Genomic DNA, 22,455 nt, shown 5'->3' on the forward strand with positions numbered 1-22,455 from the left:
ATTGCTGAGGATTCAACGGAGTGGCCATTGGTTACAGCTCCTACGAACAGCGGTGGCCTAGGATTCAATTACAAATGGAATATGGGCTGGATGAATGATGTCCTTACCTATATGGAATTAGATCCAATCTATCGAAAATACCATCATCATCTACTTACATTTTCTCTTTTATATGCTTATACAGAAAATTTCATCCTGCCGTTTTCCCATGATGAAGTTGTCCACGGCAAAAAATCATTATTAAATAAAATGCCCGGCGACTATTGGCAGAAGTTTGCACAGCTCCGCTTATTATATGGGTATTTAATGACGCATCCAGGAAAAAAACTTGTTTTCATGGGTGGAGAATTTGGACAATTTGATGAGTGGAAGGATTTAGAGCAAGTTGATTGGTTTTTGTTGGATTATGACATGCATAATAAAATGCATGCATATACTAAAAAGCTTTTACAATTTTACAAACAAGAAAAATCACTTTGGGAACTTGATTTGACATGGGACGGGTTCCAGTGGATTGACCCTGACAACAATGATCAAAGTATTTTATCATTTATTAGGAAATCAAAAAATGAGAAAGACTTTTTAGTCATCATTTGCAACTTTACGTCAGTTGTCTATCATGACTATAAGGTGGGCGTTCCTATTAATGCAGCCTATACCGAAGTATTTTCTAGTGATGAAATAGAATATGGCGGCTCTGGTAAAGTAAACAAAGAGAAACTTTATAGTAAAAAGAAAAATTGGCATGGTGCGCCGTATTATATATCCATGACGATCCCGCCATTTGCTGTTTCAATTTTAAAGCCTACTAAAAGGCGGAGGATGTATCAGATTGCTAAAAATAAAGCCTTTCATACATATGATTTGAATAAGGCAAAAATCTATAAAAAGTAAGGGAGCGAAGAGTGAATGCGTCGAAAAAAATGTATTGCAATGCTGCTGGCTGGTGGGCAAGGCAGCCGCTTAAGTTTACTAACTAGAAATCTGGCAAAGCCTGCTGTTCCCTTTGGCGGCAAATATAGAATCATTGATTTTCCATTAAGCAATTGCACAAACTCTGGTATTTTTACAGTTGGGGTTTTGACGCAATACAAGCCTTTAGTTTTGAATTCTTACATAGGGATTGGTAGCGCTTGGGACTTGGATAGAAGAGATGGTGGAGTAACCGTATTACCGCCTTATATGGAGCAGGACGGTGGCCGCTGGTATCGCGGAACAGCCAATGCCATTTTCCAGAACATGAATTATATCGAACACTATGAACCCGAACATGTTCTCATTTTATCAGGAGATCATATTTACAAAATGGATTATTCTAAAATGCTAGATTACCATGTGCAAAAAGGTGCCGATGCCACCATTTCCGTTATTGAAGTACCATGGGATGAAGCGAGCCGCTTCGGTATTATGAATACTAATGAAGAGTTGGATATAACCGAATTTGAAGAGAAACCGGAAAATCCAAAAAACAATTTAGCATCAATGGGTATTTATATTTTCAAATGGTCAACGCTACGAAACTATTTGGAAATGGATGACCGTAACTCTGAATCCAGCCATGATTTCGGGAAGGATATCATTCCACTTATGCTTGAAGAGGGACGTAAGCTTATCGCCTATCCGTTTAAGGGATATTGGAAGGATGTCGGAACAGTCAAAAGTTTATGGGAAGCAAATATGGACCTTTTAGAAGACCAGCCTGAGCTGGATTTAAATGATTATAACTGGAGAATTTATTCGGTAAATCCAAACCAACCGCCACAATATATTGCACCAACAGCGACCGTTCATCAATCATTGGTCAATGAAGGGTGTATGGTTTATGGTACTGTAGAGCATTCTGTGTTATTTCCTGGGGTACATATTGGCAAAAATACGATTGTAAAGGATTCCGTTCTAATGCCTGGTGCGAAAATCGGTGCGAACTGTCGGATTGAAAATGCGATTGTTGCAAGCGATATGGTGATTGAAGATGGCCGTACAATTTCAGCGGATAAAAAAGGTCAGGTCATCTTAGTAGCAGAAGAAAAAATTAGCTGTTAGAGGTGAAGATAATTGGGAAATTCAATGATCGGACTTATTGATGCAACTACATCCTTTGGTGATTTAAAAGAGCTGACAATGACGCGTTCAGTAGCCTCCGTTCCGTTTGGAGGACGGTACCGGCTGATTGACTTTGCTTTATCAAATTTAGTTAACTCTGGAGTTCAAAGTGTAGCGGTTTTTCCTAAATACCAATATCGGTCTTTAATGGACCATCTTGGATCAGGTAAAGATTGGGACTTAAATAGAAAAAGAGACGGTCTTTTTTTCTTCCCGCCGCCGTTTAATTCACAAAACGATCATTTAGCATCTGTTTTGCATTACTTTAAATACCATAAAGACTTTTTTGATCGAAGTACACAAGAGTATGCTGTTATTGTGCGTAGCAATACGATATGTAACCTTGATTTTAAGGATGTGTTACATCGTCATATTGAAACAGGTGCGGATATTACAGAGATTTGTAAAAATGGTGAAGAGCTTGGCATGTATATTTTGAAAAAATCTCTATTACTTGAGTTGATTGACTCTCAGAGTAATGATTCCTATGAGACGCTTGGCAAGGCAATTGAAAAATTTTCGCAAAAGCTAAATCTTCATACATATGAGTATGATGGCTATGCAGTAATCATTAACTCGGTTCACGATTATTACCGGTATAGTCTTGAACTGCTGCAGCCGGACATTATGGAGCATTTATTTTCATCTGAAAATCCTATTTATACAAAGGTTAAGGATGAGCCGCCGACACGCTATAGTAAGGATGCAATTGTAAGAAATGCTCAAATTGCGAACGGCTGCATTATTGAGGGTCATGTTGAAAATAGCATTATTTTCCGTGGTGTCAAAATTGGTAAAGGAGCTGTTGTGAAAAATAGCATTATCATGCAAAAGAGCCAAATTGGTGAAGGTGCCGTACTTGAAGGTGTCATCCTTGATAAAGATGTGATGATTGAAAAGTCAGTTACACTTCGTGGTAATGCTGAGTCGCCTGTTGTTATTCCAAAGGGTAGTAGACAAGGAGCGCTGATGAATTCGTGAATATATTGTTTGTAGTTTCCGAGTGTGTACCATTTATTAAATCTGGAGGTCTGGCAGATGTAGCCGGTGCTTTACCGAAGGAGCTAAAAAAGCTTGGGCATGAGGTACGTGTCATGATGCCGAAGTATGGTACGATAAGGGAACAATTTAAGGACAAAATGGAAAAAACCTCCGAACTTAATGTGCAATTGAGTTGGCGTAACCAATACTGTGGAATAGAAAAATTAGAGCATGAGGGCATTGTTTATTATTTTATCGATAATGAATACTATTTTAAACGTGAAACAATGTATGGTCATTATGATGATGGCGAACGGTTTTCATTCTTCTGCCGGGCTGTCCTTGATGCAATACCGCATTTAGAATTTAGCCCGGATTTACTGCATTGCCATGATTGGCATACAGGTATGGTGCCATTTTTGTTAAATGCACAATATCGTGAGTTTAAGGAATATACTGATATACGCACCATTTTTACGATTCATAATCTCCAATTTCAAGGCGTTTTCCCGAGAGAGATTTTGGGGGATCTCTTAAATTTGGATGATTCCTATTTCGATGAGCGGTTGGAATTTTACGGCTGTGTGAATTTTATGAAGGCGGCAATTGTCTCTTCAGATTTAATAACAACTGTCAGCCCAACCTATATGAATGAAATCCAAATGCCCTATTACGGAGAAAAGTTAGACGGGCTGCTCCGTTCAAGACATACTGCTTTAAAAGGGATTTTGAATGGAATTGATGCTGACATTTACAATCCGGCAACAGACCCTTCAATAATTGCTAATTATGATCATGATAACCTTGAATTGAAAGCGAAAAATAAACTCCATCTCCAGAAAATGTTCAGTTTGGAGGAGAACGTCAATATTCCTGTTATATCGATTATTTCAAGATTGACAAAACAAAAAGGCTTGGATCTTATCAAACGAGTTTTTAGTGAAATTATTAGCCATGATATCCAGTTTATCGTTCTTGGTACAGGCGATTATGAATTCGAAGATTATTTTAGAACAATGGAAAGCTTGAACAGAAAAAAAGTTCGGGCATATATTGGTTTTAATGAGGAACTGGCCCACAAAATTTATGCAGGTTCAGATTTATTTTTAATGCCGTCGAAATTTGAGCCATGTGGACTAGGGCAATTAATTGCTTTACGCTACGGTACCATTCCCATTGTTCGGGAAACAGGTGGTCTTAATGATACCGTAACAGCCTATAATGAGATAACAAGAGATGGTAATGGCTTTTCTTTTAAAAACTTTAATGCCCATGACATGCTCTACACGATAGAGCAGGCTCTTGGCTTTTACAATCAAAAGCCTGTTTGGGAAAAACTCGTGAAAACAGCCATGTCGCAAGATTATAGCTGGTTTCAATCTGCCCAAAAATATAGTGAAATTTATGGGAATCTTAAAGATGGTCAATATTGAAATAAGAATGTATTTGCAAGGATAAAGGGGAGTTATAGATGTTCTCAAGCAAAGATGCTTTTAAGCAGCACTTCCTTGAAAAATATGAAATTATGTACGGAAAAAGCTTTGAGGAAGCAACGCTGCCTGAATTGTATGATACATTAGGGCAAATGGTTCGTGAATATGTAAGCCATGCTTGGATTGAGACAAATGAACGAAATCGGGCGAACCATAAAAAACAAGCCTATTATTTTTCGATTGAATTCCTATTAGGGAGATTATTGGGAAGCAATTTACTGAATTTAGGGGTTCAAGAAGTAGTAGAAGCGGGTTTAAAAGAGCTTGGTGTAGATTTACAAGAGGTAGAAGAACAAGAAATAGATGCAGGGCTTGGTAATGGTGGGTTAGGCCGGCTTGCTGCCTGTTTCTTAGACTCATTGGCATCCCTTTCCTTACCAGGTCATGGAGTAGGCATTCGCTATCAGCATGGTTTATTTGACCAAAGAATTATTGATGGCTATCAAGTAGAATTGCCAGAGCAATGGTTGAGAAATGGAAACGTATGGGAGATTAGGAAAGCTAGTCAATCGATTGAGGTTAAGTTTGGCGGGGAAGTACAAGTTTCCTATGGGAATGGCCCCCTCATGTTTCATCACATTAATGCGGAGACAGTGACAGCTGTTCCGTATGATATGCCTGTGATTGGCTATGAAAACAAGACGATTAATACGCTCAGACTTTGGAGTGCCGAGCCTTCTCAATTCCGCCCGGAAAAAGGCGACGTTATGAAATATAAGCGGGAAACAGAAGCCATATCTGAATTTTTGTATCCTGATGATTCCCATATCGAAGGAAGAATATTGCGATTAAAGCAGCAATATTTTCTCGTTTCGGCAGGCTTAAAAAGCATTGTGAGAGCATACTTAAAAAACAATGACCATATATATGATTTCCATAACAAAGTTGCGATTCATATCAATGATACACACCCAGCCCTCGCAGTCCCAGAATTAATGAGAATTCTCATCGATGAACATGGCTTGGGTTGGGATGAAGCGTGGAATATTACAACAAACACGATATCCTACACAAATCATACAACATTATCAGAGGCTTTGGAAAAGTGGCCGATTTCGATTTTTAAGCCGCTACTACCGCGCATCTACATGATTGTAGAGGAAATTAACGAACGTTTTTGCAGAGCTTTGTGGGATCGATATACAGGGGATTGGAAGCGGATTGAGGAGATGGCGGTCATTTCATATGGCCAAATTAAAATGGCTCATCTTGCCATCGTCGGCAGCCATAGTGTCAATGGTGTTGCTAAAATTCATACAGATATTTTGAAAGAACGGGAAATGAAGCTCTTTTATGAATATGATCCGAATAAATTTAACAATAAAACAAATGGCATTACCCATCGCCGCTGGTTGATTAAAGCCAATCCAGAGCTTGCCCGGGCTATTTCTGAAGCAATCGGTGATAAATGGATTACAAACCCGGTTAAATTATCGGCACTTATACCGTTTGTACAAGATGCGGGCTTTAGACAGAAAATCTATGAAATAAAACAAAACAATAAGCTTGTCTTTGCGAAGCGCCTTGAGCAATTGACCGGAATATCCGTTGACACACAATCTATTTTTGATGTGCAAGTGAAAAGACTTCATGCTTATAAACGTCAGCTTTTAAATATCTTGCACATTATGTATTTATACAATCGCTTACAGGAGGATTCGAATTTTTCAATAACTCCACATACGTTTATTTTTGGTGCAAAGGCCTCACCAGGCTACTATTATGCCAAAAAAATCATAAAGTTAATCAACACGTTGGCAAGTAAGATTAATAATGATCCAAAAACAAAGGATTTATTGAAAGTTGTTTTCGTAGAAAACTACCGTGTCTCATTAGCAGAAGTTATTATTCCTGCTGCAGATGTAAGCGAACAAATATCAACAGCAAGTAAAGAAGCCTCTGGCACAGGTAATATGAAATTTATGATGAACGGTGCTGTAACGCTTGGAACGCTCGATGGCGCAAATGTTGAAATATTTGAGGAAGTTGGTTCCGACAATATCTTTACTTTTGGATTAACAGCAGACCAAGTACTTGCCTACCAAAGAAATGGCGGTTATCGGGCGATTGAATATTATCATCATGATAAAAGTTTAAATAAAGTGATTAATCAGTTGGTCAATGGCTTTTTCCCTGTGCCGGCCCATGAATTTGAAACCATTTATGATTCATTGCTCGTTCAAAATGATGAGTATTTTGTCTTAAAGGATTTCGATTCCTATGTGAAAGCCCATGAACGACTGGGAGAAGCCTATCGAAACAGGGACAGCTGGCTTGAAAAGAGCATTATTAATATCGCTAAATCAGGACGTTTTGCAAGTGACCGCACGATTCAGGAATATGCAGATGAAATTTGGGGAATCACACGTTCCTACTGATACTAAGAGGGGATACCGGATGAGAAAGTTCGGTATCCCTATTTTTGGATATAAATGATATTCCATTAGCCGATAAATCCACGAAATTGTGAATAGAAAGTCCTATTTTTCCAGAAGAGAGCCAAAAATAGGAGATTATCGGAATACAAGCTTTATAGTGTGGTAAAATATAAATGTATTGGAAAATAATTGATACATAGGAGGCGTTTTTATGAAAAAAATCACTTCGTCAGTGTTGGCGGTACTACTGCTAGCCAGCCCATTATCAACCGTAAGTGCAAGTGCTGATGACGGTCAAGCTGTTAGCCGCGGTCAGTTTTTCAAGCTAGTAGTCGATCATCTAGATTATGATATTTCAAATGTAAAAGTAGAACTACCAAAAGACATTTCAGCCAACTCTCCATATGCTGAAGCAGCGAAAGTTTTAAAGGACAAGAAAATCGTTGCCGGGTTTGGGGATGGTACTTTTAAACCAAACCAAAATATTACGCCTGCAGAAGTAAGCACTGTTGTTGCTCGCGTTCTTTCCATTAGTGGAGATGCTAAGAAAGCTTTGGCAGCCAACTATGGAATAAATTTTGAGAACAATAGTACGGTTTCATTAGAAAAGGCGCAAGAAATCATCGCTAAAACATTAACGAGTGATAAGCGTGCACTTGAATTATTGGATAAATCAACAGTCGCACAAAATCAACAAAAATCTTTCCAAGTCAATGGAACCATGGCAATGGATTTTAAAATGAAGGATGGAGCCGCAGAAATTCCGGACATGCCAAATGGCATGAAAATGGATAGCGATATTGCAATGACTTTTAACAAAGAAAAAGGATTAATGCAAACCATCACTACAAAAGTCCCTAATCCAATGACAAATGAACAACAAAAAATGGTTATGGAACAATACTTTGTTCCAGAAGGAATTTTCATGAAAATGTCTGATCCGACTACTGGTGAAGATCAATGGCTAGACATGAGCGCTTCTTTACCAATGTCCTTTGAAGACTTAATGAAGATGAATGAACAGAACATGAATGTTATGACGGATTTAAATCGCAAATACTTCTTTTATCGTGATTTAGGCATGGAAGAAATGAATGGCTCAAATCAATATAAGCTTAGCTTTAGTGGCAAGATTACCTCATTTACAGAAATTATGGATGTTATGAGCAAAGCGCTTAATGACCAATCCGGAGCTATGCTTTCAAGTTTGGAAGGCTTGCCTAATATCGAAATGACGATGAATGGGAAAATGTGGATTGATGAAAAAACAATGCTTCCAACTCGCCAATCGATGGAGTATGAACTTAAATACGGAGAAACAAAGGATCCTGCAATGGCAATACCGATTGAGAGCATCCATTATGTAATGGACTTTGATTATTCAAATTACAACCAAGCGAATGACGTTGTGTTGCCGGAAGCAGCAAAAAATGCAGAGAAACTACCTGGCTTTGAAGAAGTATCACAAGAGCAATTACCTGTCGAACAAAAGTAGTTTTTTTAAAAGTAGCATAGGTATTTTTTGTAAATAAATTCTAAAAAAGTTCAGAATTAATCTGCTTGTTTGTTTCAGTTATAATGTAAAATAAATATACAAAAAGAAATGGAGTGATAGAAATGTTAACTTTTTATTCTAGAATACTAGTAGCATATGACGGATCCGACTTAAGTAAAAAAGCATTAGATATGGCCATGACACTTGCAAAGCAAGATGAAAAAATAGAATTAACTGTTGTCGCTGTTTCAAACGCTCCAACTGCAACTACGATGGGGAGCTATGGTATCTTTAATCAAGAACTAATTAACGATATAAGAGAACAAGCAGAAAAAATTATAAATGAAGCAAAAGAAAAAGTATCAACATTGTCAAATAAAACGAATACAGTCGTTTTAGATGGACATCCAGGCAAATTAATTGTAGATCATGCAAATCAAACAAGCTGCGATTTAATCGTCATGGGCAGCAGAGGCTTAAGCGGCGTTAAAGAAATGTTCTTAGGAAGCACTAGCCATTATGTAGTGCAACGAGCAAACTGTCCGGTATTTATTGTGAAGTAAGTAAAATAAAAGGCTGACCCAGTAAAATAGGTCAGCCTTTCCTTTATCTCGAGACCGATGTGCTCCAGTCCTGTCGTGTGCTATGCGGGCGCTTCCGCTTTTCTATTTAATCATCACCGTCAAAGATGTTGGCGATGCCGCCAAGGATGCTGCCTTCACCGCGGCTTTGTCCGCCTGCGCTTGGTGCAGATGCAATAATGCGGTCAGCTAAACGGCTAAATGGCAATGATTGTACCCAGACAGTGCCGGGGCCTTGAACTGTTGCGAAAAACAAGCCTTCGCCGCCAAAGAAAGCTGTTTTTATTTTACCAACAAATTCAATGTTGTAATCAACATCCTTCGTCATTGCAACTAAACATCCAGTATCAATCTTTAATCTTTCACCAGGCTGTAAGTCTCTTTTATAGATTGTTCCGCCGGCATGAAGGAATGCTAACCCATCGCCTTCGAGCTTCTGCATAATAAAACCCTCGCCGCCGAAAAAGCCAGTTCCAAGTCTACGCTGAAATTCAATTCCAACTGCTACACCTTTTGCTGCACATAAAAAGGCATCCTTTTGACAAATCACCTTACCACCAAGGGAGCTTAAATCCATTGGAATGATCTTACCAGGATAAGGTGCTGCGAAAGATACATGCTTAATGGATGAACTTTGATTTGTAAAAACAGTCATAAATAAACTTTCACCTGTTAAGACACGTTTTCCGGCCCCAAGTAATTTTCCAAATAGACCTTTTTCTGAAGAGGCACCATCACCGAAAATGGTCTCCATTTCAATACCGTCTTCTTGCATCATCATCGCACCTGCTTCCGCAATGGTGCTTTCACCTGGATCTAATTCAATTTCAACAAATTGCATATCATCGCCATAAAGCTTGTATTCAATCTCATGAGAATTCATATTTATAATCCTCCCCTATTATGTATTACAGCTATCATTATACCATGAAGGGATACACAAATATTTCCAACGTGAAAAAATAATTTCACAAAAAGGACTGTTCATAATGTAGGCACCCAAACCATTGCATCCTCTTTAGGGTACACGAACATAATGAGCCAGTCCTAACTAAGTATTGTTTAATCTTCAAAAGACTCCAATTCTTCAGCACCAAGATTGCCTGTGACTGACATAACATTTTCCGAATCAAGTCGTTCCTCATATAATTGATGTGTTGCATTGGGGTATATTGTAACCTCTTTCCCCTCAATATCAGTGCCGATGAAGCTTTCAATGTCCTCCACATAGCCAACATTTTCATCTTCTTCTACAATCAAATCGTTATAATCCAACATGCTTTGATCAAAAAAATCGGATGGTGTTTCAGATGTACCATATCTTGATACATCCTGCCATGCATCCTCTGCATCGTAAAACGTCGCATCCTGTTCATCATATTCAAATTGTCCAAAGGGAGGAATTAATATTTTCTCTTCAACAGGACGCTGATGGGAAACGACTTTATCCGGGGTATGTTCAATACAATGGGTAGCTGTTGGCAATGCTTTTAGCCGTTCTTCCGGTATTTCTTGGCCGCATTTTTCACAAATCCCATAGATCCCTTTTTCCATATTGGCTAAAGCGTGATTAATATCCTTTAGTTCTTCTTCAAAATGTTCGACGAGTGCATGGTCTTTTTCACGCTCATAAAGATCTGTTGCTGTATCTGCCGGGTGGTTATCATAGCGGGAAAGCTCCCCAACTGAATCAGTTTCGAATGCACGCTCTATGTCAAAATGATCTGTTGCCTCTAATTCCCTTGTTATTTCAGACTTTCGCTGCAATAATGAATTTTTTAAAGATGAAAGCTCATTAGGAGTAAGCATCACCAACGCTCCTTTTGACTAAATTCTTTTTCATCTTTAGTATGAACAAATGAGGCCAATTCATGCGCTACGGGGACAGGTTCCTTGTCCCCGTATCATTCTTATTGCTACGCCTCGCGCGAAAAAGGTGGGACACGGTGCCTGTCCCCTCGTCCCAAAAAAAATGGAACATGAGAATCGCCCCATGTTCCATTTCGTTTACATCCAGTAGCTTAACAATAAGCCAAACGCCACTAGAAAGCCGAAAATTGTATTTGTTTGTGCGGTTGCTTTCATTGCCGGCATCATTTGAATTGGCATTGTTTTGCCAATGAAACCACGCACTGCTTTGAATGCTTTTGGAAGGCTTGCAAAGACAATTAAAAGCCACGGTGAAACGAATCCAGTAACCATCAGAACGATAACCCAAATATAGGAAATCGCAAACATACCGGCTAGAAATTTAATCGCGTTTTCTCTGCCAAGAAGGATTGCCAGCGTTCGTCGCCCACTTTTTTTATCCCCATCTAAATCACGAATATTATTGGAAAGCATAATCGCGCCAATTAAAATCGAAATCGGAATTGAAATTAAAATACTTTTTAATGAAATTGAATCGGATTGGATAAAATATGCAATGAGGATAATTACAACCCCCATGAAAAACCCGGAGACAATTTCTCCAAATGGAGTATAGGCAATTGGGTAGGGACCACCGGTATAAAAATAAGCGGTTATCATACAAAGAATCCCAATTGCTGCGATCCACCAACTTGAGTTGGCGCAAATATAGAAACCGAGCAGAATGGCTACTGCAAAAAAACTAAGTGCAACATTGCGGATTGTTCTTGGTGCAATTCCATCACGGACAATTCCGCCGCCAATACCGATTGATTCGGCATTATCAAGGCCCCGCTTGTAATCATAATATTCATTAAATAAATTTGTGGCTGCTTGGATGAGTAAACTTGCAATCAGCATTGCCAAAAATAACAAAACATTTACGTGTCCATCCAATAATGCTAATGCCGTTCCAATCGAAACAGGAACAAAGGCAGCAGTTAATGTATGTGGTCGTAATTGGCGATACCAAATTTGCCAACTACTCTTCTTTTCGACATTTAGTTGTTGTTCAGGAAATTTTATTTCCATAATTAAGATTCCCCCATCGACAAACTTAAACAACTACGTTATTTATTTTATAAAGAAATAACAATACTACACATTACACAATTTGGTCACCTTAATAGTGTAGGAAAATGAACTCTTTGTGTCAATGGTTTTGCAAGAATATGCACAATTTGACAGGGGTATACTATTTAAAATCGAAATTTGTCATGTTTTCCTTCTATTGACAGGTAAATAAGGTGGAAGTATGTTAAAATAGGTTGACGTATGGTTTCAAAGGGGGAGAAGTAGTGGTAACGATTCAACAAAGTACAATACACAAGAAAATCGCTTATGGAGTTGAACAAGCAAAGGCTCTTGATCACCCTATATTGGTTAGTACTAGTACAAAAGTTGATTTTTTAAATATAGACCCAGTTACCTTTTATGAACGAGGAAAACACCGCACTGGTGAACGGATTTTCTGGTCCGCACCGAGTGGGGACTTTGTTATGGTCGGAATCGGTTATGCCTATACCTTTGGTAGTAATAATGGCAATAACTTTGATCAGATAGAGAGGGAATGGCAGCAAATGCTAAAGTTTAGCAGCTCTGACCAAGAAAAGAATATATCAGGAGTTGGACCAGTCATTTTTGGGTCTTTCTCTTTTGATCCAAAAAAGGAAAAAACAAAGCTATGGAGTTCCTTTCCAACTGCGAAAATCATGCTGCCGCAGCATTTATTAACCGTTTCAAATCAAGAGTATTGGCTTACAATCAATGTTGTGGTTGATGCGAATACAAATGTAGACAAACAAGCAGAGCTTTTACTAAATGAACAACAATCTTTAATAGAGGGTGCCGATTTGTCATTTATAGGCGCATGCGGACAAGAGTTAACAATAGATGAGGTCTCAAAGGATCAATGGCTAAAGGCTGTTGAAACGGTTGCAAGTCAAATTCGCGCTGGAGAAATTGAAAAAGTAGTCCTTGCGAGGGAAATCAGAGTCAAAGGTGAACGGTCATTTATTGCTGAGGAGGTACTGGATCGTCTTAAAAGAGAGCAGCCAACAAGTTATATTTTCTCTTTTGAAAGTGGTGGAGACTGCTTTATCGGGGCATCACCGGAGCGTTTAGTTAAAAAAGAAGGAGAAAAAGCATTTACGACTTGTTTAGCAGGGTCAATCGCGAGAGGAAACTCTGAAGATGAAGATATCAGGCTAGGCAATGAGCTTTTGCATGATGAAAAGAATCTACATGAACATGAAGTTGTTGTTCGTGCCATTACATCTGCCTTTGAACAGGGCTGTGACGGAGTAGAAGTACCTAAGCATCCAATTCTTCATAAACTGCGTGATATTCAACATCTATTCACCCCGGTCGTAGGGAGAGTGAAAGAAGGAGTGTCATTGTTGACGCTGGTGGAAAAACTTCATCCGACCCCTGCAATGGGAGGCTATCCTCGCGCGGAGGCATTGCAAAAAATTAGAGATGTTGAACATTTAGATCGCGGCTTATATGCAGGTCCAATCGGATGGCTGGATGGCAATGGCAATGGTGAGTTTGCTGTCGGCATCCGTTCAGGATTATTGCAGGGGCGTGTTGCTTCCTTGTTTGCTGGCTGTGGTATCGTTGGCAATTCAGATCCTACTAGTGAATATAAGGAAACACAAATGAAATTAAAGCCGATGCTCTCAGCGTTAGGGGGATCATTCAATGAACTCAAAAAATAAAGCATTATCAGTTTATGTAGCATCATTTTTAGATGAATTAGTACGGTCAAATGTAAACCATATTGTCGTGAGTCCTGGCTCAAGATCGACGCCAATTGCTATGGTAGCAGCCGAACATCCAAAATTACGGGTGTGGTTGAATGTTGATGAGCGTTCGGCTGCATTTTTTGCTTTAGGAATGGCAAAAGCAAAGCGGGAGCCGGTTGCCCTTGTTTGTACTTCGGGAACAGCTGTTGCCAATTACATGCCGGCAGTTGTAGAGGCGAAGGAATCACAAGTGCCTTTAATTGTTTTGACTGCCGATCGGCCTCATGAGTTAAGGGATGTTGGGGCACCGCAAGCCATCGACCAGCTTAACTTTTTTGGTAGTCAGGTAAAATGGTTTGTTGAAATGGCAATACCGGAAGAAACTCCGGAAATGCTCCGTTACGCTCGAACGGTTGCCGCTAGAGCAGTTTCCACTTCTTTGCATGGTCCAAGCGGCCCCGTTCATATAAACTTTCCGTTTCGTGAACCACTCGTGCCGATACTGGAAGATGATTCGATTTGGGAGAGTGGCTTGGAAAATAGGCAGAAATTTGTTAAAGCACCACAATCGACATGGGGTTTGGGGAATTCTGATTTAGAACGGTTGGCTCAAGAACTGCAGCATGTAGAGCGGGGCATGATCATTTGTGGTCCGTTGGACAAGCTTGGTTTTGCTGAAGAAGTAGTGTTGCTTGGTAAAAAGCTTGCATTCCCGGTACTTGCTGATCCACTTTCACAAGTACGGTCTGGGCACCATGACAAAAGTCTAGTCATTGACAGTTATGACGCGTTTTTGCGAGATGAATACATAACAAAAGAGCTTGTCCCAGAAGTTGTCATCCGTTTTGGTGGAATGCCTGTTTCTAAGGCTGTTTTATTATTTTTGAAAAAAAATCCACAAATTAAGCAAATCATTATTGATGGTGAAGGTCTATGGCATGACCCTACACTGTTGGCAACGGAAGTTATTCACTGCGATCCAGTGCAATTTTGCAAAAGCTTAACACCGCTACTGCCTGAAGCTAAAACACATGAAGGTAAATGGCTGGAGCGTTGGACAACTGCTAACCGAATTACAGGGGATGTTATGCAACGCTTAGGTAATGAAGAGCAAGGCTTTGAAGGACAGGTTGTGCTTAGGATTGCTGCTAATTTGCCTGACCATTCGACGTTGTTTGTAGGTAATAGCATGCCGATTCGCGATGTCGATAGCTTTTTCTTAAATAATGAACGAAATATCAGAATCATGGCAAATCGCGGTGCCAATGGAATCGATGGGACCATTTCAACGGCTCTTGGAGCAAGTACGGTAGAGGAGTCGCTCGTTCTCCTATTGGGTGATTTGACTTTTTATCATGATTTAAACGGACTACTAGCGGCGAAGCTTCATCAATTAAATGCCACCATTGTCATCGTTAACAATGAAGGCGGGGGAATTTTTTCATTCCTACCACAAAGTGAACATCCTAAAAACTTTGAATTGTTGTTTGGAACACCGTTAGGACTTGATTTTAGTCATGTTGTAAAAATGTATGATGGACAATTTAAGCGGGTAGACAACTGGGATGAGCTATCGGATGCTATTAAAAATTGTAAGGACGCCAGCGGCTTAAATGTAATCGAAATCCGCACCGATCGGTCTCTAAATGTGGATAAGCACCGTAAAATTTGGGGCATTGCTCAGCAAATGATCAGGGAGCACTGGAATTTAGGTGATGCTGATGCTCATCAAAGTGAATGAGATTCATTATAATGTAGAAATGATTGGCCAAGGTGAGCCATTGCTTCTTTTTCATGGATTTACAGGCTCCCTTCATACATGGGACCCATTTGTTGAAGAGTGGAGCAAGAACTATACACTTATTTTAGTAGATTTATTAGGGCATGGAAAAACCGAGCATCCTGAGGATTATAGACGGTATTTCGTTGAGCAAGTCTGTGTAGATTTAAAAGAGATTCTAAGGATTCTGGAGATTAAAAAGACGCATGTCCTGGGTTACTCGATGGGCGGAAGGGTTGCATTATCATTTTCCATTTTAAATCCCGATTATGTGAGTTCCCTCATTTTAGAAAGCAGCTCGCCGGGATTGGAATTGGAAGCTGACCGCCTTCAAAGGAGAGAAAACGATAATCGTTTGGCTGACCGTATTGAAGAAAGCGGCATTCCGGCCTTTGTAGACTATTGGGAGAATATCCCGCTGTTTCGGACGCAAAAGGAACGAATGACAGCTCTTCAAAAACAAGCCCTTCGCAATGAGCGTTTGCAGAATAGCAGCGTCGGACTAGCCAACAGCTTGCGCGGCATGGGGACAGGTGCCCAGCCCTCCTGGTGGAGCAAGCTAGAGGATGTAAATCAGCCCGTTCTTTTGTTGGCAGGGGAATTGGACCAAAAGTTTTGCGCGATTAATAATGAAATGAAAAAGCATCTACCCAATGCGCAATTTTCTATAATAAAAGACGCTGGGCATGCAATTCATGTGGAACAAAGTGAATTATTTGGTAAAATAGTAAAGGACTATTTAATTGCGAAAGATAATCAGTAAAATAGTTCAACAAACTAAAATTAATAGGAGGTAATAGAATGGCAGTAGAATGGGTTTCCAAATATCCAGGCAAGTATGAAGAAATTCTTTATGAAACATACAACGGCATTGCCAAAATTACGATTAATCGTCCGCATGTACATAATGCTTTTACACCATTAACAGTTGCGGAAATGATTGACGCGTTTGCTGATGCCCGTGATGATTCTAGTGTTGGTGTTATTATTTTAACAGGTGCCGGCGATAAAGCATTTTGTTCAGGCGGCGACCAAAAGGTACGCGGCCATGGCGGCTATGTAGGCAAAGACAATATTCCTCGTTTGAATGTTCTTGACTTACAGCGTTTAATCCGCGTGATTCCAAAGCCTGTTGTGGCAATGGTAGCAGGATATGCAATCGGTGGTGGACATGTATTGCACATCGTTTGCGATTTAACAATTGCTGCTGAAAATGCTGTTTTTGGACAAACAGGCCCAAAAGTGGGCAGCTTTGATGCTGGTTATGGCTCAGGTTACTTAGCACGTATCGTTGGACATAAGAAGGCCCGTGAAATCTGGTATCTATGCCGCCAATACAATGCTAAAGAAGCACTTGATATGGGTCTAGTCAACACAGTGGTACCATTGGAAAAATTAGAAGAAGAAACAATCCAATGGTGTAATGAAATGCTTGAAAAGTCACCGACAGCATTGCGCTTCTTAAAAGCAGCCTTTAATGCTGATACAGATGGTTTAGCAGGAATCCAACAATTCGCTGGAGATGCAACATTGCTTTACTATACAACTGATGAAGCAAAAGAAGGTCGCGATGCATTTAAAGAAAAACGCACACCGGACTTTGGTCAGTTCCCGCGTTTCCCATAAAAATTATGATGCAGTCGAAAAACAGTTTAGCAATTGCATGCTAAGCTGTTTTTTTCAATATATCTTGTTGGAAAACGGTGTTTATCATCACGAAAAAGGCAAAGTGCAGAGTTTGCTGGTGATAAACTCGTTTTATCATCACGAAAAAGGGGAAGCGAGGAGTTTGCTGGTGATAAATCCGTTTTATCACCACGAAAAAGGCGAAGCGAGGAGTTTGCTGGTGATAAATCCGTTTTATCACCACGAAAAAGGCGAAGCGAGGAGTTTGCTGGTGATAAACTCGTTTTATCATCACGAAAGTGGCGAAGCGAGGAGTTTGCTGATGATAAACTCGTTTTATCATCACGAAAAAGGGGAAGCGAGGGGTTTGCTGGTGATAAACTCGTTTTATCATCACGAAAAAGGCGAAGCGAGGAGTTTGCTGATGATAAACTCGTTTTATCATCACGAAAAGGGGAAGCGAGGAGTTTGCTGGTGATAAACTCGTTTTATCATCACGAAAGTGGCGAAGTGAGGAGTTTGCTAATAGATAATTTACCATTGGAAGGAGTGAGGAGATTTTGCCAGACGATGTTATGCCAAATTGGTTGGCTAAAAGGGCCAATCTTTCGCCTGATCGAGTAGCGCTTATTACAGAAGATGAGAGTTGGACGTTTCAACAGCTGCATGTGCTTGCCCAACGTTCCGCAAATAAATTATCTTCATTAGGAATTCATGAAGGAGACCATGTGGCCATATTAATGGGAAACCTCAAAGAATTTTTATATCTGTTGCATGGTTTAGAATATATCGGTGCCGTTGCCGTATTATTAAATACAAAGCTGACAGCCCATGAAATAAATTGGCAGCTAGGGGATTCGGAAAGTAAGCTCCTGCTATTTGATCATGACTTTGCAGAAAAAGCAGAAGAGGTACAATCTACTATACATAAACTTTCATTGTCCGATTTTAGGAATGTCGAGGAAAGCAAGGCTTCGATTCGTTCAGAGTGGAATCTCGATCGAGTTCATACGATTATTTATACATCAGGTACGACCGGGCATCCAAAGGGTGTTATGCTATCTTATGGAAATCATTGGTGGAGTGCGGTTGGTTCATCATTAAATCTCGGCTTACATATGGATGATTGTTGGCTATGTGCAACACCGTTGTTCCATGTTAGCGGCCTTTCAATCTTAATGCGAAGTGTGTTTTATGGGATTCCGGTTTATTTAATAGAAAAATTCAATCCGGCCAAAGTGAATGCAGCCATTAAAAATTACAATGTTACTATCATTTCCGTTGTCAGCCAAATGCTGGTGAGAATGCTTGCAGACCTTGGTGATCAGACCTATCCTCCATCATTAAGATGTGTATTATTAGGTGGGGCATCTGCTCCAAGGCCATTATTAGAAACATGTAAAGAAAAGAAAATTCCTGTTTTTCAAACGTATGGTATGACGGAAACTGCCTCGCAAATTGTTACGCTTAGTGCTGAATACATGCTATCTAAGCTGGGCTCAGCGGGAAAACCATTGTTTCCGGCACAGTTAAGGATTGAAAAAGATGGTCATGTACAGCCGCCAAGTGAAGCTGGAGAGATTGTCGTAAAAGGCCCAAATGTAACGAATGGTTATTGGAAGCGAGAAGATGCAACAAAAACGAGCATTGTAGATGGTTGGCTTTATACCGGGGATATCGGTTATGTAGACGATGACGGGTTTTTGTATATGTTAGACCGGCGTAGTGATTTAATTATCTCCGGTGGTGAAAATATTTATCCGGCAGAGATAGAATCCGTTATTTTATCCCATCCAAGTGTTGAAGAGGCTGGAGTTGTTGGAAAAGACGATGAGAAATGGGGGCAGGTACCAGTTGCTTTTGTAAAGGTATGGGAAACTATGCAGGTCACAAAAGAAGAATTAATGGCATTATGTAAAGAGCGCTTAGCGAAATACAAAGTGCCTGTAGAGATATATTTTGTTGAATCCTTACCGCGGAATGCTTCCAACAAATTACTGCGGAGGGAATTAAGGAAATTAATTTAAACCAAGGGACGGAGGGACAGGTTTTGTGTCCCTCCGTCTTGCTATGTGTCCCTTGTCAAAATAAAAAAGAGGGACACAAAACCTGTCCCTCTGTCCCGCTTACTGCAAGCTGTATAAGAAGTTAGGCAACCATAAGCTAACTTGTGGAATGAATGTAACAATTGCAAGGGCAATCAACGTAGCGAGTAACCATGGCCCGGTTGCTTTTGTAACATCGATAAGCGACATTCTTGAAATACCACTTGCAACAAATAAGTTCAGGCCTACCGGAGGTGTAATCATCCCGATTTCCATGTTTACAATCATAATGATACCTAAGTGGATGGGATCAATACCTAATGCCATCGCAACAGGGAATAAAATTGGTGCCAAAATTGTAATCATGGCAGTTGGCTCCATAAACTGTCCGGCAATAAATAGGATTAGGTTAACAAGTAATAAGAAGGCAATTGGTCCCATATTCATCTCTTTAATCGTGCCGACAAGCTCATGAGGGATTCGCTCCAATGTAAGAATGTGGGCAAAAACCATAGCCATTGATATGATAAAGAATAACATCGCAGTTGTTTTTGTTGATTCGATTAAAACACCAGGTAAATCTTTTAGTTTTAAATCTTTATGGATAAAGAGGCCTACAAATAAGCCGATGAAACAAGCAACAGCTGCTGATTCAGTTGGCGTAAAAAGACCTGAATAAATACCGCCAATAACGATGATTGGCAATGCCAAGCTCCATATGGAATGACGGATAGCCTTCATTTTTTCGGAAGCTGTAGCTTTTGGACTAAGTGGATAATTATTTTTCTTGGCAACATAAAAACTTACGAAAGCAAGAAGAAACGCCAACAAAATTCCAGGTATGATACCAGCCAAGAACATTCTTCCTACAGATTGTTCTACGGTTACGCAGTAAACAATCATCGGTACACTTGGTGGGATAAGAATTCCTAATGATCCGGCTGTAGCTATAGAGCCGACGCCATATTTCTTAGGATAACCGAATTTCGTCATTGCCGGAATCATAATACTACCAATGGCTACTACAGTTGCAGGTGATGAACCAGAAATGGCTGCAAATAAAGCACAGGCCATAATAGATGCGATTGATAATCCGCCAGGTAAGTGACCAATAAAGGCGTTTGCTAAATCAATAAGGCGTTTTGCAACCCCACCGGTTGTGAAAATATTACCAGCAAGTATAAAAAAAGGAATCGCCATTAATGGGAAGTTGTTAATTCCTGAAAATATTTTACCTGCCAAATCCGGAAGTGGGTCGGTCGTAAAAAAGTAAATAACGGCAAAGGACGCAAAACCTAATGAAATGGCAATTGGTAGGCCGAGAAATAAAAATAAGAATAATAAAGAGAATACCGCCAATGCTGCGCTACCAATCATGAAAGAATAGATAGAGCATGCTAATGCTAATAATATAAAAAATAGCGAAGATAATTTTTTAAGGGTTGTTCCCGACTTTGGCATGTTTGGCTCTATTGTTTGATTAGGAACTGCATTCATATTAATGCACACCGCCTTCCTGTTGCTCTGCTAAAAGCTGATCCGTAGGTGTTTTGATTGCTTTCACCAATTCCTGTAGATAACGGATTGTCATTAATGTAAAAGCGATTGCAACAATACCTTTTGGAATATACATAGGGATTTCCATCTCAGGGGATACTTGACCAAATTGGGTTAAAACCGCAACATGCTGGTAACCAAGAACAGCGACAACAATGCAGAACAAAATATTTAAGCAATACACAAAAAGGATCATCCCTTTTTGTAAATTAGGAGAAAATTGTTTTATCAATAAATCTACACCAAGATGTACTTTTTCACGTATACCGATTGAAGCGCCAATCAATCCTGCAAAAATCAATAAATAATTAACCGCTTCTTGTGTGAATCCTAAACTGGAGCCAAAGCCTCTACGCAAGATAACTTCAATAAAAGCAAAGGATGTCGCAAGCGTTAAAGCAAGCCCGCAAAGCACTTCCTCAATTCTTGATAATACTTTATCTAAAAAATTCAATTTTTTCACATCCCTTGTAATCGAACTAGTGTTAAAATTTGTCTGAGTGTGTTTTTAAAATTAAGGGGGCATAACGCCCCTTATTATCTAGCTATCTAAATGTGTACATAAGATTTAAGGTAGATTGTTTTACCAAAGTGATTTAGCTGAATCAATTAAGTCTTTACCGATTTCGTTTTCAAATTGTGGGTAGATCGTAGTCATTGCGTCAACCCATGCTTGCCTTTCTTCATCAGTTAAAGTAATAATTTCAGTTTTACCTGATTGTTTAATAAGATCTAATTGCTCGTCGTTTACACGCTTACTATTTTCACGAATCCAACTAGTTGATTCGTTCAACGCTTTTTCTAAGCCTTGACGCACGTCATCTGGTAGGCCATTCCAAAACTCAGCGTTTGTAATAACAGCATAACCAAGGTAGCCATGATTACTCATCGTGATATATTTTTGAACTTCATGCATTTTTTGAGAGTAGATGTTGGATATTGTGTTTTCACCGCCATCGATAACACCTTGCTCTAGTGCGCTGTATACTTCACCGAATGCCATTGGAGTAGGATTAGCGCCAACTGCTTTAAATTGAGCCTCAAGTACTTTACTAGTCATTACACGTAATTTTTGACCTTTAAAATCTGCTGTTGTTTTAATAGCTTTATTTGAGTGTATTTGTTTGAAACCGTTATCCCACATTGCTAAGCCAAGTAGGTTTTGGTCTTTTAACATTGAAAATAGTTTGCCACCAATTTCTGGGCTTTCCATTGCTGCTTGAACGTTTGCTTCATCTTTAAAAATGAATGGTAAGTCGAATAGAGTCCATTGTGGATATAATTTAGTAACAACTGAAGTTGATGGAGCAGCTAATTGTACGTTATTTTGCTGAACAGCTGCCAATACGTCTTCATCTGTATAAAGCTGTGAGTTCGGGAATACTTGAACTTCAACCTTGCCATTTGTATATTTTTCTGCTAATTCTTTAAACATTTCTGCTGCTTGACCTTTTGGAGTGTTTTCAGCAACTACGTGTGAGAATTTAATAACAATTTTTTCATCACTGCCCTTTGCTTCTCCGCCTTCGGTTGAACCGCCGCTTTTTTGAGATCTTGCACCACAGCCTGCGAGTAAACCAATCATAAGGACTGCTGCGAACATCGTCATAAGCCACTTTTTCATCTAGAAACCCCCTAATAGTGTTTTTATTCATAATGACTATGGAACATTCAGGCTATTCCATGTATTGTGAATTTAACTATTATAGTACAGATGATGTAAACTTTTGTTAATAATTTGGTCATATTGTCCCTTTTGGT

Annotated in this window: 19 protein-coding genes (1 of these 19 cut by a window edge); 13 read left to right on the plus strand and 6 right to left on the minus strand. The window is 39.5% G+C overall.

From position 1 onward, the window contains the following. The 7 genes from glgB to ACNQFZ_RS14985 form a co-directional block, all read left to right on the plus strand. Positions 1 to 894: the end of a 1,4-alpha-glucan branching protein GlgB gene (glgB, locus tag ACNQFZ_RS14955; protein WP_458412126.1), read on the plus strand. The gene continues 1,053 nt to the left of window position 1, outside the view; only the last 894 of its 1,947 coding nucleotides appear in the window; its start codon lies off the left edge, out of view; the stop codon is at positions 892 to 894. Between the two features lie 15 nt (positions 895 to 909). Further along, complete coding sequence (locus ACNQFZ_RS14960; RefSeq protein WP_458412127.1) at positions 910 to 2,043, plus strand: glucose-1-phosphate adenylyltransferase; 1,134 nt, start codon at positions 910 to 912, stop codon at positions 2,041 to 2,043. Between the two features lie 12 nt (positions 2,044 to 2,055). Further along, on the plus strand, positions 2,056 to 3,084 hold the full coding sequence (locus ACNQFZ_RS14965) for a GlgC family sugar phosphate nucleotidyltransferase (protein WP_458412128.1): 1,029 nt from the start codon (positions 2,056 to 2,058) through the stop codon (positions 3,082 to 3,084). Then, positions 3,081 to 4,517, plus strand: coding sequence for a glycogen synthase GlgA (gene glgA, locus ACNQFZ_RS14970; RefSeq protein WP_458412129.1), 1,437 nt, complete (start codon positions 3,081 to 3,083; stop codon positions 4,515 to 4,517). Before ACNQFZ_RS14965 ends, glgA begins: the two co-directional genes overlap by 4 nt. 38 nt (positions 4,518 to 4,555) lie before the next feature. After that, positions 4,556 to 6,955: a glycogen/starch/alpha-glucan phosphorylase gene (locus ACNQFZ_RS14975; RefSeq protein ID WP_458412130.1), complete on the plus strand. Its 2,400-nt coding sequence runs from the start codon at positions 4,556 to 4,558 to the stop codon at positions 6,953 to 6,955. A gap of 211 nt (positions 6,956 to 7,166) precedes the next feature. Continuing rightward, a complete protein-coding gene (locus ACNQFZ_RS14980; protein WP_458412131.1) occupies positions 7,167 to 8,450 on the plus strand; it encodes a DUF6612 family protein in 1,284 nt (427 codons plus the stop codon). Positions 8,451 to 8,572: 122 nt separating this feature from the next. Then, positions 8,573 to 9,013: a universal stress protein gene (locus tag ACNQFZ_RS14985; RefSeq protein ID WP_458412132.1), complete on the plus strand. Its 441-nt coding sequence runs from the start codon at positions 8,573 to 8,575 to the stop codon at positions 9,011 to 9,013. A 106-nt stretch (positions 9,014 to 9,119) separates the two neighbouring features. Here the strand turns inward: ACNQFZ_RS14985 and ACNQFZ_RS14990 are convergent, their stop codons facing one another. The 3 genes from ACNQFZ_RS14990 to ACNQFZ_RS15000 all read right to left on the minus strand — a co-directional run bounded on the left by ACNQFZ_RS14990 (position 9,120) and on the right by ACNQFZ_RS15000 (position 11,971). Further along, positions 9,120 to 9,914, minus strand: coding sequence for a TIGR00266 family protein (locus ACNQFZ_RS14990; RefSeq protein WP_458412133.1), 795 nt, complete (start codon positions 9,912 to 9,914; stop codon positions 9,120 to 9,122). Between the two features lie 179 nt (positions 9,915 to 10,093). After that, positions 10,094 to 10,840 carry a TraR/DksA C4-type zinc finger protein gene (locus tag ACNQFZ_RS14995; RefSeq protein ID WP_458412134.1) on the minus strand — a complete coding sequence of 249 codons (747 nt, stop codon included), beginning with the start codon at positions 10,838 to 10,840 and terminating at the stop codon, positions 10,094 to 10,096. Between the two features lie 198 nt (positions 10,841 to 11,038). Then, entirely contained in the window at positions 11,039 to 11,971 is a 933-nt protein-coding gene (locus tag ACNQFZ_RS15000) for a 1,4-dihydroxy-2-naphthoate polyprenyltransferase (RefSeq protein WP_458412135.1), read from the minus strand. A 266-nt stretch (positions 11,972 to 12,237) separates the two neighbouring features. On the opposite strand from ACNQFZ_RS15000, the gene ACNQFZ_RS15005 reads away from it, so the two are divergent. From ACNQFZ_RS15005 to ACNQFZ_RS15030, 6 genes are read left to right on the plus strand one after another with little or no spacing between them, the layout of a single operon-like run. Continuing rightward, positions 12,238 to 13,659: an isochorismate synthase gene (locus tag ACNQFZ_RS15005; protein WP_458412136.1), complete on the plus strand. Its 1,422-nt coding sequence runs from the start codon at positions 12,238 to 12,240 to the stop codon at positions 13,657 to 13,659. After that, positions 13,643 to 15,427 (plus strand): 2-succinyl-5-enolpyruvyl-6-hydroxy-3-cyclohexene-1-carboxylic-acid synthase, encoded by a 1,785-nt coding sequence (gene menD, locus ACNQFZ_RS15010; protein ID WP_458412137.1) that lies wholly within the window; start codon positions 13,643 to 13,645, stop codon positions 15,425 to 15,427. The genes ACNQFZ_RS15005 and menD overlap by 17 nt, the downstream gene beginning before the upstream one ends. Beyond that, positions 15,408 to 16,229: a 2-succinyl-6-hydroxy-2,4-cyclohexadiene-1-carboxylate synthase gene (gene menH / locus ACNQFZ_RS15015; RefSeq protein ID WP_458412138.1), complete on the plus strand. Its 822-nt coding sequence runs from the start codon at positions 15,408 to 15,410 to the stop codon at positions 16,227 to 16,229. The genes menD and menH overlap by 20 nt, the downstream gene beginning before the upstream one ends. A gap of 38 nt (positions 16,230 to 16,267) precedes the next feature. Then, on the plus strand, positions 16,268 to 17,092 hold the full coding sequence (gene menB, locus ACNQFZ_RS15020; protein WP_458412139.1) for a 1,4-dihydroxy-2-naphthoyl-CoA synthase: 825 nt from the start codon (positions 16,268 to 16,270) through the stop codon (positions 17,090 to 17,092). A 33-nt stretch (positions 17,093 to 17,125) separates the two neighbouring features. Beyond that, entirely contained in the window at positions 17,126 to 17,716 is a 591-nt protein-coding gene (locus ACNQFZ_RS15025) for a hypothetical protein (protein ID WP_458412140.1), read from the plus strand. Beyond that, positions 17,668 to 19,119: an o-succinylbenzoate--CoA ligase gene (locus tag ACNQFZ_RS15030; RefSeq protein WP_458415402.1), complete on the plus strand. Its 1,452-nt coding sequence runs from the start codon at positions 17,668 to 17,670 to the stop codon at positions 19,117 to 19,119. The genes ACNQFZ_RS15025 and ACNQFZ_RS15030 overlap by 49 nt, the downstream gene beginning before the upstream one ends. 99 nt (positions 19,120 to 19,218) lie before the next feature. Here the strand turns inward: ACNQFZ_RS15030 and ACNQFZ_RS15035 are convergent, their stop codons facing one another. The 3 genes from ACNQFZ_RS15035 to ACNQFZ_RS15045 all read right to left on the minus strand — a co-directional run bounded on the left by ACNQFZ_RS15035 (position 19,219) and on the right by ACNQFZ_RS15045 (position 22,318). Continuing rightward, positions 19,219 to 20,634 carry a TRAP transporter large permease gene (locus tag ACNQFZ_RS15035; protein ID WP_458412141.1) on the minus strand — a complete coding sequence of 472 codons (1,416 nt, stop codon included), beginning with the start codon at positions 20,632 to 20,634 and terminating at the stop codon, positions 19,219 to 19,221. 1 nt (position 20,635) lies between these two features. After that, a complete protein-coding gene (locus tag ACNQFZ_RS15040) occupies positions 20,636 to 21,148 on the minus strand; it encodes a TRAP transporter small permease (RefSeq protein ID WP_458412142.1) in 513 nt (170 codons plus the stop codon). A 129-nt stretch (positions 21,149 to 21,277) separates the two neighbouring features. Further along, the gene (locus ACNQFZ_RS15045) at positions 21,278 to 22,318 is read right to left on the minus strand and encodes a TRAP transporter substrate-binding protein (RefSeq protein WP_458412143.1); all 1,041 of its coding nucleotides are present in this window, start codon (positions 22,316 to 22,318) and stop codon (positions 21,278 to 21,280) included. Positions 22,319 to 22,455 lie beyond the last annotated feature (137 nt).

The sequence above is a fragment of the Schinkia acidoalkalinis genome (genome assembly GCF_054301215.1).